We start from the raw sequence: 13,501 nt of genomic DNA, 5'->3' as shown, positions 1-13,501 counted from the left end.
TTAGCCGTTCGCTTCGACCAGCCGCGCCTCGCGCAGGCGTAGCATCCGGTCGCAGCGCCCGGCGAAATCCAGGTTGTGCGTCACCATCACCGTGGTCAGCGCACGCTCTGCGTGAAGCTCCTGCAGCAGCGCGAAGATGCGTTCTGCGGTCGTATTGTCCAGATCGCCCGTCGGCTCGTCCGCCAGCAGCAGCTTCGGTTCCGTGACAAGTGCACGGGCGATCGAAATACGTTGCTGTTCGCCACCTGAAAGCTCGCCCGAGCGGTGGTGCGCTCGCGAAGCCAGCCCCACGCGGTTCAGCCACTCACCTGCACGTTCCAGCGCCACCTTGCGTGCCATACCGCGCGCCAGCAGCGGAAGCGCAATGTTTTCCAGCGCCGAAAACTCCGGCAGCAGGTAGTGGAACTGCCAGACGTAGCCGATCTCCGCGTTGCGAAACGTCGCTGCCTGTGCGGCGTTCAGCTTCGTAACCTCGCGACCGTCGACGTTGATGCTGCCTGAAGTGGGCTTCTCCAGCGCTGCCAGCAGGTGCAGCAGGGAACTCTTGCCTGCGCCCGACTCGCCCACAATTGCGACCATCTCGCCCGGCTCCACCACCAGCATCAGATCGCGAAAAAGCTCCAGCCCCGGCGTGTTTGGGCCGAGTGCGGCGTAACGCTTGGTCAGGGCTTCGGCTTGGAGCAGTGGCGGCATCGTCCTCAAGGCTACCGCATTCTGCGGCTGCGGAACGCCACACGACTAATCCGTGGAGACCTTGCCGCCATCCTCGCCCACCGCATCCTGCATCGGCGGCTCACCCTTTTCGGCAGCAAGTTCGGCCTTTGTCTTGTACTTCGGTTGAAACGCCACCCCAAGCCGATTCCAGGCATTGATATTCGCAATCGCAAAGCTCAGATCGACAAGCTCTTTGCCGTCGAAGAACTCGCGCACGGCCTCGTAATCAGCATCGGAAGCATGGGAGCCGCTGACCAGGTCAGTCAGCACTTCGGTCCACGCCAGCGCTGCTTTCTCGCGCGCCGTAAACGCCTCGGATCCCCGAAACTCCACCAACGCCGCGATACGGCTCTCTGGCTCATGATGCTTGCGCAGGTCGGCCTCATGCGCTGCCACGCAGAATTCGCAGCCGTTCATCTGCGAGGCACGCAGTTCAATAAAGGCTTTCAGCACCGGCTCCAGGCTCGATGCAATGGCGATCGAATGTCCAAATGCCTGCAGTTTGCTGTAAATCTCGGGGGAAAACTCCGGGTAGCGCAGCCGTTCCGGCATAGGTTCCTCTTTTCCGTGGCAAGCTCTGTCAGTTGCTTTGACGCGAAAGAGGCAGCCGCTGTTTGTCTTCGTACATGCGGGAATCTGCAAGGTGAAAGAGACTGCGGGCAACATCCTGCCCTTGAATCGCGGTGCAGTCCGTCGACAACGTCGCCACGCCGATACTCGCCGCCACCTGCACCTGAGTATTCGCCAGGCGGACAGGTTGCCGAACCGCAGAGCGAACCTTTTCTCGAAGGTGGTCCAGCGGGCGAGGCGACAGAAACGCAAACTCATCGCCACCCAGACGGCAAAGAACCTCGTCGTCTGCCGCCAGCGGGAGCAACCGCTGCGCGATAATCTGCAGTAACTCATCTCCAACGCTGTGCCCAAACGTATCGTTCACCTGCTTGAAGCCGTTCAGGTCGAGCAGCAGCAGGGACGCCGCCCCGTGTTTCGTCGCCACCGCGAACTTTTCCTCAAAGTACCGCCGGTTCGCCACCCCGGTCAGCATGTCGAAGAGCGCCAGCCGCTCGCTCTTATTGATCTCTCCCTCCAGCAGCACGATGAGCATTCCGATCGGCAGCACAAACCGTTGCAGCGTCCAGATCTCTTCCCCCAGCGGCTGGTAGAATCGATGCGCGATCACCCACGAATGAGTGAAAAATGTCACCACACCAACAGCAAGGCTGGCACACATCGCCAGCCGTCCGCTCCCCTTGTACATCCGTCGCCACAGATCAATGGCCGCAGCTCCATAGGTAAACCCGAGAGTCCGATACGCCACGCCGCGAAGATCTCCCGTCGACGCTGGTAGCAGCAGGCTCAGCCAGCACAGGGCCAGCAAAGTCCCGGTCCATCGGCCATATCCGCGGGAGTGAAACGTAGACAGTGCGACGCCAGCGCCCACTACCGCGCAAACGTAGTACGGCCACGCAAGCGGAACCCCTGCACCGTAAAGTGCGACCATCGCCACAGCAGGCAGAGCGTTCAGCCAGAGAAGGGGCCGCGCCAGAGCAGGCCTGGCCTCGCCGCCGCGATGAAAGAACAGAGCCACCGCGACGCCAAGATTGCACTCCAGCGTGATCGTATGGCCCACTCGATAAGCCACGCCGATCGGCTCTATGAAGAGCCAGACACATTGCTCAAGGATGAGGAACGCCAGCGCGAGCAGCCAGCTTCTGGTGGCAATTCTCGGACGTCTCTTCTGCAGATGCAGCAGGGTCGCGACGATCAACAGCAACGCAAGAATGTTAGGCGCGAAGCCTAACTGGTCCTGCAGTCGCTGGAGATGTTGGTTCATCAGTCTCTATGCCGCGCAAGAAGGGATGACCTCGAACAAACACAACGGGGGCCTGTGCAGAGAATAGCAAAGCAGTGATTCCACAGAACCTGCGATCCGGTACGATGGGCTGCATGAAGCCGTGGTTTGTGTTCGTCTTGATGCTCGCAGCGGTTAGCGCAGGCGTCCGTGCGCAGGAAGTCACCTCTACCGAAGCTGCCAGGCCTCTTCCGCCACCCGCGTGCTGCGGGCCCATCACGCCGGGCGGCCTGCAATTGTTGAAGCTTCTGAACGACATGGACGTGGAGCACCACTGGGTCTCCGGCCTCAAGGTGGACTGGAAGAACGGCAATCCACTGGGCGCGGGAGACCTCCGCGGACACACTCACTGCTCTGCCTTTGCCGCCGCCGTGGGCGAGCGAATCGGCGTCTACATGCTCCGCCCACCGGACCACAAACAGTCGTTCCTGGCTAGCGCGCAAGGTCGCTGGTTTGCCTCATCCGACGGCCGCAGGGAAGGCTGGCAACAGATCAAGACGTTTGAAGAAGCCCAGCGTCACGCCAACGAAGGCGATCTCGTTGTGCTGGATTACATCAATCCAATCGCCAGCAAACCCGGCCACATCGCCATCGTCCGCCCCTCGCTGAAGAGTGAAGCTCAACTCCGCGAAGAGGGCCCCGAAACCACCCAGGCAGGCGCTCATAACTTCGAAGACGGAACCGCAAAGTACAGCTTCGTAAAGCACGAAGGCGCATGGCCGACAAAGGTACTCGCCTTCTGGCATGCGACAAAGTTCTCAAGTGACCCCGTTACTCACTAAGCTGCTCGATAGAGCACAAGGGACAGCGCAGCTTAGGCTATCGCAATCGATAAAGTCGTTCGTGGAAGAAACTTTGGAACAGCCTCGAACCGCAACGACTTCGCACTAACTCGCGATCGAAAGACCGCCGTTGACTGCGTTCGCATCCAGCATCCGATACAGTGTCGACCGGCTGATCCCCAGCACCTCTGCCGCACGCAGCTTGTTCCCATTGCAACGCAGCAGCACCGCCCGAATATGCTCATGCACCACCTGATCGAGCTTTAGCAAGGGGACCGGCTCGGCCTCTGCTTCCACCTTCGGCAGCGTGCTTGCAATCAGCTTCTCTAAATCCTCTTCGGCCATCTCGGAACCAGCCGGAAACCGTTCCAGCACCAGCCGGATCACGCTCTGCATCTGCGGCAGATTCCCCGGCCAGGCCTCCTTCGCTAGCCGCTCGAAGAGCTCCGGCGGCATCTCGCGCGCTTCCTCACGACGCTTGTTCTCGACTTCGAGCACCGCAGCCGCCAGCGTAGGAATATCCTCGCGACGATCCCGCAACGGTGGCACCGCAAGCTGCAGTGCAGAAAGCGCACTCGCCAGCTCCGCAGAAAAGCCTCCCGCCGAAACCAGTGGCCGCAACTCCGTGCTCGCCGACGCAATTACGCTCACCTGCTGTGGCCGCCGCACACGCAGCATCCGCAGCAACCCAAGTTGCGCTGCCGGAGACAGGCAATCCACCTCGGGAAAGTAGTACGTTCCCGCCGCAAGCTGCTTCATCGAAACCGTCGCCAACCGCACCTCGGCGTCCGACGGAGGCAGCGCCGTAAACGGCTCATCGCGCAACGGAGAAAGAACATGCAACGCCTGCGCCACGGCCTCAACGCCTGTCCCGCGCTCGCCCGTCAACAGCGCCGTGCGGAAGTAGGGAGCCACTCGGCGAACCTGCTGCCACACCCGCGCCATCGCAGGGCTGGGGCCAAGCAGAACATACGGAGGACGGTGCGTCGGAATAGCTGCCGCCGTCGCGCGAGAAGGACCGGCAGGACGAAAAGCGAGCACATGGGGCGTCGAGGACATACCCTCTCTATCGGCCAGCCACCGCCGAAGTTGAGGCTTTCGTTCAAACAAATAAGCCTTGCCCAAAACAAAAAAAGTGGCGCAGCAAAATGCCGCACCACCCTCTGTTCTTTCTACTGTCTACGCTCTACTGTTTGCTACGCCGCTGGTGTTCCGCAGTAAGCTTCGAACGCGCGGGTCAGTTCCTGTGCAATCGCCGGTGCGGTCGAACCTTCGATCGCCGAACGCTGCATCAGGTACACAAGCTGTCCATCGCGGAAGATCGCAATCGACGGCGAGGTCGGCGGGTGTCCACCGAAGTTCGCGCGAGCGCGATCGGTCGCTTCGCGGTCCTGTCCGGCAAACACAGTCACCGACTGGTCCGGCTTCACCGTGTGCTGCAGCGCCAGGCGAACGCCCGGACGCATCTTGCCTGCGGCGCAACCGCAGATCGAGTTAACGACCACCATGGTCGTCCCCGGCTTCGCGATCGCCTGATCGACGTCTTCGCTCGTGCGTGCTTCGAGGATGCCTGCGCGGGTCAGTTCTTCGCGCATCGGAATGATCATCAGCTCTGGGTACATAAAACGTTGTTCTCCTGGGTACTACTCGTGTATTTGATTGTACGACTCGCGTACGGATGCGGAAAATCCCACTTCGTTCGCGATAGGCTCAAACCGATGAGTTTTGAACTCCATGAAAACGTTCCGCTCGCGCCCCTCACCACCTTCGGCGTTGGCGGCAACGCCCGCTGGCTGGCCCCCATCCGCAGCGAAGAAGACCTCCTCGAAGCCCTAAACTGGGCCTCTTCGCGCAGCATCCCCGTCTTCGTCCTCGGCGGCGGCAGCAACCTCCTCGTCGACGATGAAGGCTTCCCGGGCCTCGTTCTGCACATGCAGATCACCGGCATCGAGCCCCGCAGTGCCGACCTCTTCAATGTCGGTGCAGGCGTCCTTTGGGACGACTTCGTCTCCCGCGTCGTCAGCGCCGGGTACGCTGGCGTCGAATGCCTCGCAGGCATCCCCGGCTCCGTCGGCGGAACCCCCGTCCAGAACGTCGGGGCCTACGGCCAGGAGGTCTCCGAGGTCATCGAAAGCGTCCGCGCCTATGACCGCGAGCAGGGAACCTTCGTCTGGCTCTCCGCCGCAGACTGCCACTTCCGCTACCGCGAAAGCCGTTTCAACATCGAAGAACCCAGCCGCTTCCTCGTCACCCGCGTCACCTTCCGGCTCCAGCCCAACGGCCAGCCGAACCTTCGTTACGCCGACCTTCGCCGCCACTTCGGTCTCGACGGCTCCACCGCCGAAACGCCTCTCCCCACCGTTCAGCAGGTCGCCGCGGCCGTCCGCGAGATTCGCCGTTCCAAGGGAATGCTCCTTGTTGCCGGAGACCCCGACGTCCGCAGCGCAGGCTCCTTCTTCAAAAACGCCATCGTTGACGCCGCGTTGCTGCCACAAATTGCCGCCGCTGTCGGCCTCGACACCGCCGCCGTCCCCAACTGGCCCGCCGGTCCCGGCCTCCTCAAGCTCCCCGCCGCCTGGTTGCTGGAGCGCGCAGGCTTCGTCAAAGGCTTTGGCGCCGGCCCCGTCGGCATCTCCACCAAGCACACGCTTGCCGTCGTCAACCGCGGCCACGCCACCTTCGCTGACGTCGCAGCCTTTCAGCAGGAAATCACCGCCGCAGTCCAGGCCCGCTTCGGCGTCACCCTCATCCGCGAACCGGTGACCATGCAGGTTGTAGAGGATAGACAGTCGAGCGTAGACGGCGTCTCTACGCTCTAAACTCTACCCCTCTACGCTCTAACGAAGCGCTCGCAGCACGCGTTCCCGCTCTTCCGCCAGCACCTCTCGCGCAGGGCCTGCGGCAATAATCTTGCCGGAGTCCATCTGCAGCACCTGCGCCCCCAGCAGCAGGGCCTCGTCCACATCGTGCGTTACGGACAGCACCGCGATCCCACGCTCGCGCGTCCACGCCAGCATCTCCGGCAGCAACTCATCGCGCATCGCCCGATCCAGCCCCGCAAACGGTTCATCCAGCAACAACAGCTTCGTCTGCGGCTTGGCAAACGCCCTCGCCAACGCCACCCGCTGCCGTTCGCCGCCTGAAAGCTCGCTCGGCCTGCGATCACGCAACACATGCACCCGCAACAAACTCGCCGACTGCTCCGGCAACACCGCAAACCCCAGCGGATCATCACACGCCAGCAGCCCAAACCAGACGTTTTCGCGCACGCTCATGTGGGGAAACAGCGCCGCCCCCTGCGGCGCATAGCTCAACCCGCGCTTCTCCGGAACCAGCCCCGCCAGCTCAACGGTGCCACCATCCTCCACCCTTGAAAACTTCACCTCAGCCTGTGGGATCAACCCCGCCGCTGCTCGCAATACCGTGCTTTTGCCGCTGCCCGAAGGCCCGAACAGCACCGTCCACGGCTCATGCAGCCGCAACTCTGCAGAAACTTTCAGGCCACCCACATCAGCCCGCACCGCCAGATGATGAACAGGGAACTCAGCCAAGCTGCGACTCCTTCCGCCACATCCCACGCGCATACACCACCAGCAGCGCCACGAACGACAACGCAATCAGCGCCACGGACATTCGGTTCGCCGCCGCGTAGTTGCCCTCCTGCACGCGGTCGAAGATCGCAATCGACGCCGTCCGCGTGGACCCAGGAATATCTCCACCCAGCATCAACACCACGCCAAACTCGCCCACCGTGTGGGCAAACGTCAAAATCGCTGCAGTCAACAAACCCTGCTTCGCCAGCGGCAGCGTCACCCGCCGAAACACCACCCACGGCGTCGCTCCCAGCACTCTCGCCACCTCGCGCAGCGACTCCGGCACACCCGCAAACGCCACGGTCAACGGCTGCACCGCAAACGGCAGCGAGTACACCATCGACCCCACCACCAGCCCCGGAAACGTAAACGCCAGCGTATGCCCCATCACTGCGATGTACGCTCGCCCCAGCACCGTCGTTGGCCCCATCCCCACCAGCAGATAGAACCCCAGTACCGTCGGCGGCAGCACCAGCGGCAGCGCTACGACAGCCTGCACCAGCCGCCTCGCCAGCGTCGCTTTCTCCGCCAGCCACGCCGCCAGCGGCACGGCCACGCACAGCAGTAGCGCGGTCGTCAGCGCGGCCAGTCGAAGCGTCAGATGCAGTGCAGAAAAGTCCATCGGCTGTGCTCAGTGTAGATGCATCAATCCACGGCGAAGTTCACGCTAAGATCACTCCATGAACCTGCTTCAGCGACTCTCCAGCGCTGCCCTCGCCGCAGCGTGCCTCTCCGCCACCGCGCAAACCGCCCTGGCACCCGGCAACTACAAGCCCCTTGAGACCTTCGCTCCGCTCGCTTTCCCGCAGTCTGTCAACGACTTCCGCTCCGCCTCCGGCTCGCCCGGAGCGCACTACTGGCAGAACCGCGCCAGCTACGAGATCCACGCCTCCCTCGACCCCGCCGCCAAAACCATCACCGCGACCGAGACCATCACCTACACCAACCACTCCCCCGACACCCTCGACGTCCTCTGGCTCAACCTCGAGCAAAACACCTACCGCATGGGCTCGCGCTCCAGCGCCTTCGCCAACGGCGGCCATCGCATGCGCACCGAGGCCACCTCCACCGACGGCTACATTCTCTCCACCGTCGAACTTCTCCCCGCAGGCAAAGCCGCCAAGCCTGTCACGGCGAAGTACGTCGTCAGCGACACCCGCATGCGGGTCGAACTCCCCACCTCGCTCCAGCCCGGCGCCAGCACCCGCCTCCGCATCAGTTACCACTACACCGTCCCCGGCGAATGGGGCGGCCGCACCTCCTGGGGCAAATCCGCGCAGGGCGAGATCTTCGACATCGCCCAGTGGTTCCCACGCCTGTGCGTCTACGACGACCTCCGCGGCTGGAACACGGAGCCCTACCTCGCCAACGAGTTCTTCCTCGACTACGGCGACTACAGCTACTTCGTCACCGTTCCGTCGAACTTCCTTGTCTCCGGCTCCGGCGACCTCGTCAACCCTGATGCCGTCCTGACTACCGTCGAACGCACCCGCCTCGCCGCTGCGCGCCACAGCGACAAGACCGTCATCCTCCGCACGCCGGAAGAAGCAGCCGCAGCCTCCGCGTTCAAGCCCACGACGACCAGAACCTGGCACTTCGTCATGCACAACACCCGCGACGTCGCCTTCACGGCCTCGCCCGTCTTCGTCTGGGACGCCGCCCGCATCAACCTCCCCGGCGGCAAAACCGCGCTCGCACAAAGCGTCTACCCCGCCGAAGCCGCAGGCCAGGACGCTTGGTCGCGCTCCACCGAGTACATCAAGGACGCGGTCGAACGCTTCTCCAACCGGTGGTATCCGTACCCCTACCCCAACGCCATCAACGTCGCCGGCCCCACCGAAGGCATGGAGTACCCCGGCATCGTCTTCGACGGCCCCGCCGAACGCAAAGACGTCCTCTTCTACATCGGCGCGCATGAAATCGGGCATACCTGGTTTCCCATGATCGTCGGCTCCAACGAACGCACTCATGGCTGGATGGACGAAGGCTTCAACACCTTCATCGACGTCTATGAAAGCAACGACTTCAACCACGGCGAGTACGGCCCCAAGCGCGACGGTGAGTACGCCCCGGCCAAGGACGGTGGTACCCCCGCCGACCAGATCGTCAAAATCCTTGCCGACCCCAACGCGCCGTCGCTCATGATGCGTTCCGACCTCGTCGGCGACAAGTACCGCCACCCGGTCACTTACTTCAAGGCGGCCTTCGGCCTCACGCTCCTGCGCGAGCAGATTCTCGGCCCCGAACGCTTTGACCGCGCCTTCCGCCGTTACATCAACGACTGGGCCTACAAACACCCATCACCCAGCGACTTCTTCCGCACCATGGAGAGCGAGGGTGGGGAAGACCTCACCTACTTCTGGCGTGGCTGGTACTTCGAAAACTGGCAGCGTGACGTCGCCATCACGGCGGCCACGTACACCGATCCTCAGCAACCGGCGAGGAGCGTCAAGATCACGGTCGAAAACCGCGACAAACTCGTTCTGCCCTGCACGCTGCGCGTAGAGCTCGAAGGTGGCCAGCACATCGACATCGACGTCCCTGCCGAAACCTGGATGCGCAGCACGACCCACACCTTCACCATTCCCACCCCGGCAAAGGCCACCCGAGCACTCCTCGACCCCGACCACCGCGTCCCCGACAGCGACCGCTCCAACGACGCCATGGATGTCAGGTGAGTGGAGACAGTTGTCAGTAGGAAGTAGGAAGCAGGGAATGAGAAGGTGCAGGCAGGTCGAATTAGCGACTCTAGTCTAGCTGCGCCTTCTCGTTCGTCTGTAGGCGTCCCCGCTTCTGCCTTTGAACGCATGGTTACCTTTGAAGACGTTCCCGCTTTTGCCTTTGAACGCATCCTGCCTTCCACCATCATCAGCAGCGCCCAAAAACCCTTCGCGTAACTTTGCGCCCGTAGCGACCTTTGCGTCGAAGCTTTCACTCCCAACGCCACTACTACCATCTACTTAGCCGCTTCCAACCCAAAGCCCTTCATCTGCGCCTGCACGCCAGCCGACGTCAGCCACTTCAGAAACGCCTGTGCCACCGGCACCTCATGCGAAGCCTTCAACACAACACCCGCCTGCACCAGCGGGGCATAGCTCTCTACCGGCACCAGAACATAACTCCCCAGCTCCCGGAAGTGCTCCGTCGAAGCCGTCGTCAGCGAGATCAGCCCCACCTGCGCGTTCCCGCTCTCGACAAACTGCGCCGTCTGCGCAATGTTCTCCGCCGTCACCAGCTTCGTCCCAACCACCGCGAACAGATGCTCATGTTGCAGATACTGCTTAGCCGCCAGACCATAGGGCGCATGAGCCGGGTTCGCCATCGCGATCCGCGTCACGCTCGCCTTCTGCAGCGACTGCAAAGAGACAGGCTGGGCTGGAGAATCCTTGCGCGCCCACACCACCAGCACACCGTGCGCATACGGCACAGGACCGGCTTCCGTCAGTTTTGCATCCGCCAACTGCTGCGGATGGGCCATGTCGGCGGAGAGAAACACATCAAACGGGGCACCGTTCTGCAACTGCGTTGTCAGCGTGGCCGAAGAACCGAAGGAGGCCTCGATATGCACCCCTGTCTGCTTTTCATACTCGGCCGCCAGCACCGGCATCACAGGAGTCAGGTCCGCCGCCGCCGCCACATGCAATACAGGCTTGGGCCCGTGCGCATTCTGTGCGAGAGCCGTTTTTCCAGCGAAAAACGCACAAAGTACCGCGATTGTCAGCCCCGCACACTTCGCGGTGCGATACCCTAGAGGAAAGTCCAATGAATGTTTCAGCACATAGTCTTCGATGCACGGGATGTGGCGAAAGAATCGCCGGTAGTGAAGCCGCGAGCAATTTTCGTTGTCGTTCCTGCGGCGATTTGTTTGAGGTCGAGTATCCGTGGAGCGCAACCGCTCCAAAGTCGGAGACTGCGTTCAGCCCGAACCCTTCCGCCCTCCGCCACCTCTGGAACGAGCGCCGCACCTCCACGCTGTCGATAGACCAGTCTGGCGTCTGGCGCTTCCGCGACCTCTTTCCCATCGTGCCGGACGACAAGATCATCACTCTGCGCGAAGGCAACACCCCGCTCTTCGAGCTGCCCCGTTGTGCCGCAAAGCTCGGCCTCAACTGGCTGCTCGCCAAGCATCAGGGAATGAACCCCACCGGCAGCTTCAAGGACACCGGCATGACCGCCGCCCTCTCCGTCGCCGCCTCGCGTGGCTTCGACTGGGTCGCCTGCGCGTCCACCGGCAACACCTCGGCTGCGATGGCGGCTTACGCTGCCCGCGCCGGCCTGCGCTCCATGGTGCTTATCCCGGAAGGCAAGATCGCCTGGGGCAAGCTCTCGCAGTCCATGGACTACGGCTCCATGACCGTGCAACTCCGCACCGACTTTGACGGCTGCGTCCGCGTCCTGAACGAGATCGTGCAGCGCGCTCCGGTCTACCTGCTCAACTCGGTGAACCCCTACCGCCTCGAAGGCCAGAAGACCCCGGCCTTTGAAATCCTCGAGCAGATGGACTGGCAGGTCCCGCACCACATCATCGTTCCCGGCGGCAACCTTGCCAACTGCTCGGCCCTCGGCAAGGGCTTCGGCGAACTCAAGCACCTCGGCTTCATCAACCGTGTGCCGAAGATCAGCGTCATCCAGGCCGAAGGCGCCAACCCGCTCTACCTCTCCATGCAGAAGAGTGGAGGCACCGAACTCGAACCCGTCATCGCCGACACTCGTGCCAGCGCCATCCGCATCGGCAACCCCGCAAGCTGGAAGAAGGCCGTCAAGATCCTCGCACAGACCGGCGGTTGGGTCGAACAGGTCAACGAGCAGGAGATCGCGCTCGCCAAGGCCGAAATCGGTGCCGAAGGCATTGGTTGCGAACCCGCCTCCGCCGTCACGCTCGCTGGCCTGAAGAAGCTGGTCGCCAAGGGCCACGTCGGTCGCGAAGAGACAGCCGTTCTCCTCCTCACCGGCCACACCCTCAAGGACCCGCAGTACACCATCGACTTCCACCGTGGCCAGCTGCTGAACGACGCCGAAGTGCAGGCGATGCCGGAAGCGGATCGCAGCCAGATGGCTTCGCTGCAGCAGGCCCCTCTTGTTCTCGACGCCGAAGTCGATCAGGTTCTTCGTACGCTGGAAGCAGCAGCGGGGCAGCCTGCTTGAAGCGCGTCACGCAGACCAAAGGTGTCCGTCTGAAGCTTCCCGCAACCTCGGCCAACCTCGGCCCGGGGTTCGACGCGGCCGGACTGGCGATGTCCATGCACCTGACTGTCGAGGCACACGTTGCTCCCGTGTGGCAGATTCATGCCACCGGTCGCAACGCCGATCTCGTCGGCGCCCTCGAAAATAACCTCGTCGTTGAAACGTTTCAGAGTGTGTTGAAAGCGTTCGAAGTCGACACGCCCGCGCTCAAGCTCACGATCCATAACGAGATCCCCCTGGGGATGGGTTGCGGATCGTCGGCAGCAGCACTTTGTGCAGGCGTAGCGCTGGCAAATCACTTCGGAAGCCTCGGCTGGAACGACGCAGAAATCGTCGCAGAAGCCTCCCGTCGCGAGGGTCATCCGGACAATGTTGCGGCGTGTTGGCTGGGCGGTTTTACCGTTTCAGCGGAGACCGAGCAGGGGGTCGAAACGGCCACCTTCGGCAAGGATTCCACCTGGCAGATGCTGCTCGCGGTGCAGGCCACCTCGCTCGCCACCAAGAAAGCTCGCGCCCTTCTGCCCGACACCTACTCGAAGGCAGACGCGGTCTTCAATGTGCAGCGTATGTCCTTGCTGGTCAGTGCTTTCGCGGCAAACCGGCTCGATCTGCTGCGCGCTGGAATGGCCGACAGAATCCACCAGCCATATCGTCAGGACGCATGCCCACTGCTGAAATCCCTGCTCCCGCTGGCCTCCGAGCCGGAGATAGCAGGAGTCGCTCTGAGCGGCGCAGGGCCTTCCGTTCTGCTCGTTCTGAACGAAGGCACCACACTTCTGGCCGCAGAAACCCGAGTTTCAGGTCTGGTCGGCACAGAGGTGGAAATGATTCCTGTAAATGTTGCTGGCGGCGCGGAAGTTCTTGTGCTGCAGTAGTTTCGATATCTGCTGGATACGCTGGATACTTCGATCGTGGTGAAATGAACCGTTTTCCACCCAGCAGGCATCTATGATTTTGTGGTTGACAAATGGCCCGCGGTAATGACCGTCGGCAGAGGAGAGTAAGGCAATGGCGAATGAGTTTGTACACGACGTGACCGACGCGGAGTTTGAAGCACAGGTGCTCCAGTCCGAGACGCCGGTCCTGGTAGATTTCTGGGCAACCTGGTGCGGTCCGTGCCGTGCGCTCGCTCCCGTGGTTGACCAAGTGGCAACCGAGTACAACGGCAAGCTCAAGGTCATGAAGATGGACGTCGACAAGAACAACATGACGCCCGGCCGTTACGGCATCCGTGGTATTCCTGCATTGCTCGTTTTCAAGGGTGGCAAGGTTGCCGAGCAGATCGTCGGCTTTGTGCCGAAGGAGCACATCGATCAGGCGCTGACGCGGGTGCTCGCATAAGCTGTTTCCTCTTTTTGGATTAGGAACGCCCGCAC

14 protein-coding genes are annotated in these 13,501 nt (G+C 62.3%); 6 read left to right on the top strand and 8 right to left on the bottom strand.

Going from position 1 to position 13,501, the window contains the following annotated elements; translation table 11 throughout:
• From PW792_09350 to PW792_09340, 3 genes are read right to left on the bottom strand one after another with little or no spacing between them, the layout of a single operon-like run.
• Nucleotides 1-693: an ABC transporter ATP-binding protein gene (locus PW792_09350; GenBank protein ID MDE1162133.1), complete on the bottom strand. Its 693-nt coding sequence runs from the start codon at nt 691-693 to the stop codon at nt 1-3.
• Between the two features lie 45 nt (nt 694-738).
• On the bottom strand, nt 739-1,266 hold the full coding sequence (locus PW792_09345) for a carboxymuconolactone decarboxylase family protein (GenBank protein ID MDE1162132.1): 528 nt from the start codon (nt 1,264-1,266) through the stop codon (nt 739-741).
• A 28-nt stretch (nt 1,267-1,294) separates the two neighbouring features.
• Complete coding sequence (locus PW792_09340; GenBank protein MDE1162131.1) at nt 1,295-2,548, bottom strand: GGDEF domain-containing protein; 1,254 nt, start codon at nt 2,546-2,548, stop codon at nt 1,295-1,297.
• Between the two features lie 113 nt (nt 2,549-2,661).
• On the opposite strand from PW792_09340, the gene PW792_09335 reads away from it, so the two are divergent.
• Nucleotides 2,662-3,348, top strand: a complete 687-nt coding sequence (locus PW792_09335; GenBank protein ID MDE1162130.1) for a hypothetical protein — start codon at nt 2,662-2,664, stop codon at nt 3,346-3,348.
• A 105-nt stretch (nt 3,349-3,453) separates the two neighbouring features.
• Here the strand turns inward: PW792_09335 and PW792_09330 are convergent, their stop codons facing one another.
• Nucleotides 3,454-4,407 (bottom strand): sigma 54-interacting transcriptional regulator, encoded by a 954-nt coding sequence (locus tag PW792_09330; protein MDE1162129.1) that lies wholly within the window; start codon nt 4,405-4,407, stop codon nt 3,454-3,456.
• A 137-nt stretch (nt 4,408-4,544) separates the two neighbouring features.
• The gene (locus tag PW792_09325; GenBank protein MDE1162128.1) at nt 4,545-4,970 is read right to left on the bottom strand and encodes a BrxA/BrxB family bacilliredoxin; all 426 of its coding nucleotides are present in this window, start codon (nt 4,968-4,970) and stop codon (nt 4,545-4,547) included.
• 96 nt (nt 4,971-5,066) lie between these two features.
• On the opposite strand from PW792_09325, the gene PW792_09320 reads away from it, so the two are divergent.
• The gene (locus PW792_09320; GenBank protein ID MDE1162127.1) at nt 5,067-6,167 is read left to right on the top strand and encodes a UDP-N-acetylmuramate dehydrogenase; all 1,101 of its coding nucleotides are present in this window, start codon (nt 5,067-5,069) and stop codon (nt 6,165-6,167) included.
• Between the two features lie 18 nt (nt 6,168-6,185).
• On the opposite strand, the gene PW792_09315 is transcribed toward PW792_09320, so the two are convergent.
• Both PW792_09315 and modB read right to left on the bottom strand, forming a co-directional pair.
• Nucleotides 6,186-6,899 carry an ATP-binding cassette domain-containing protein gene (locus PW792_09315; GenBank protein ID MDE1162126.1) on the bottom strand — a complete coding sequence of 238 codons (714 nt, stop codon included), beginning with the start codon at nt 6,897-6,899 and terminating at the stop codon, nt 6,186-6,188.
• Complete coding sequence (modB, locus tag PW792_09310; GenBank protein ID MDE1162125.1) at nt 6,892-7,563, bottom strand: molybdate ABC transporter permease subunit; 672 nt, start codon at nt 7,561-7,563, stop codon at nt 6,892-6,894. Before modB ends, PW792_09315 begins: the two co-directional genes overlap by 8 nt.
• A gap of 58 nt (nt 7,564-7,621) precedes the next feature.
• Between modB and PW792_09305 the strand changes: the two genes are divergently transcribed.
• Nucleotides 7,622-9,619 carry a M1 family metallopeptidase gene (locus PW792_09305; protein ID MDE1162124.1) on the top strand — a complete coding sequence of 666 codons (1,998 nt, stop codon included), beginning with the start codon at nt 7,622-7,624 and terminating at the stop codon, nt 9,617-9,619.
• 278 nt (nt 9,620-9,897) lie between these two features.
• On the opposite strand, the gene modA is transcribed toward PW792_09305, so the two are convergent.
• Complete coding sequence (gene modA / locus PW792_09300) at nt 9,898-10,704, bottom strand: molybdate ABC transporter substrate-binding protein (protein ID MDE1162123.1); 807 nt, start codon at nt 10,702-10,704, stop codon at nt 9,898-9,900.
• On the opposite strand from modA, the gene thrC reads away from it, so the two are divergent.
• The 3 genes from thrC to trxA all read left to right on the top strand — a co-directional run bounded on the left by thrC (nt 10,704) and on the right by trxA (nt 13,466).
• Nucleotides 10,704-12,086: a threonine synthase gene (gene thrC / locus PW792_09295; GenBank protein MDE1162122.1), complete on the top strand. Its 1,383-nt coding sequence runs from the start codon at nt 10,704-10,706 to the stop codon at nt 12,084-12,086. The two genes, modA and thrC, sit on opposite strands and share 1 nt — an antisense overlap.
• The gene (thrB, locus tag PW792_09290) at nt 12,083-13,000 is read left to right on the top strand and encodes a homoserine kinase (GenBank protein ID MDE1162121.1); all 918 of its coding nucleotides are present in this window, start codon (nt 12,083-12,085) and stop codon (nt 12,998-13,000) included. Before thrC ends, thrB begins: the two co-directional genes overlap by 4 nt.
• Before the next feature lie 133 nt (nt 13,001-13,133).
• Nucleotides 13,134-13,466 (top strand): thioredoxin, encoded by a 333-nt coding sequence (gene trxA, locus PW792_09285; GenBank protein MDE1162120.1) that lies wholly within the window; start codon nt 13,134-13,136, stop codon nt 13,464-13,466.
• The last annotated feature ends 35 nt before the right edge of the window (nt 13,467-13,501 follow it).

The sequence above is a fragment of the Acidobacteriaceae bacterium genome (assembly GCA_028283655.1).
Lineage (GTDB): Bacteria > Acidobacteriota > Terriglobia > Terriglobales > Acidobacteriaceae > Granulicella.
The sequence above is the reverse complement of the archived record's forward strand: the minus strand, read 5'-3'. Positions and strand labels throughout refer to the sequence as shown.

Bases quoted from the DNA above. Each gene is read 5' to 3' on its own strand.
- PW792_09330 (MDE1162129.1), bottom strand. From the start codon at position 4,407: ATGTCCTCGACGCCCCATGTGCTCGCTTTTCGTCCTGCCGGTCCTTCT.
- PW792_09345 (MDE1162132.1), bottom strand. From the start codon at position 1,266: ATGCCGGAACGGCTGCGCTACCCGGAGTTTTCCCCCGAGATTTACAGC.
- PW792_09325 (MDE1162128.1), bottom strand. From the start codon at position 4,970: ATGTACCCAGAGCTGATGATCATTCCGATGCGCGAAGAACTGACCCGC.
- PW792_09305 (MDE1162124.1), top strand. From the start codon at position 7,622: ATGAACCTGCTTCAGCGACTCTCCAGCGCTGCCCTCGCCGCAGCGTGC.
- PW792_09350 (MDE1162133.1), bottom strand. From the start codon at position 693: ATGCCGCCACTGCTCCAAGCCGAAGCCCTGACCAAGCGTTACGCCGCA.
- thrC (MDE1162122.1), top strand. From the start codon at position 10,704: ATGAATGTTTCAGCACATAGTCTTCGATGCACGGGATGTGGCGAAAGA.
- trxA (MDE1162120.1), top strand. From the start codon at position 13,134: ATGGCGAATGAGTTTGTACACGACGTGACCGACGCGGAGTTTGAAGCA.
- PW792_09340 (MDE1162131.1), bottom strand. From the start codon at position 2,548: ATGAACCAACATCTCCAGCGACTGCAGGACCAGTTAGGCTTCGCGCCT.
- modB (MDE1162125.1), bottom strand. From the start codon at position 7,563: ATGGACTTTTCTGCACTGCATCTGACGCTTCGACTGGCCGCGCTGACG.
- PW792_09320 (MDE1162127.1), top strand. From the start codon at position 5,067: ATGAGTTTTGAACTCCATGAAAACGTTCCGCTCGCGCCCCTCACCACC.
- PW792_09335 (MDE1162130.1), top strand. From the start codon at position 2,662: ATGAAGCCGTGGTTTGTGTTCGTCTTGATGCTCGCAGCGGTTAGCGCA.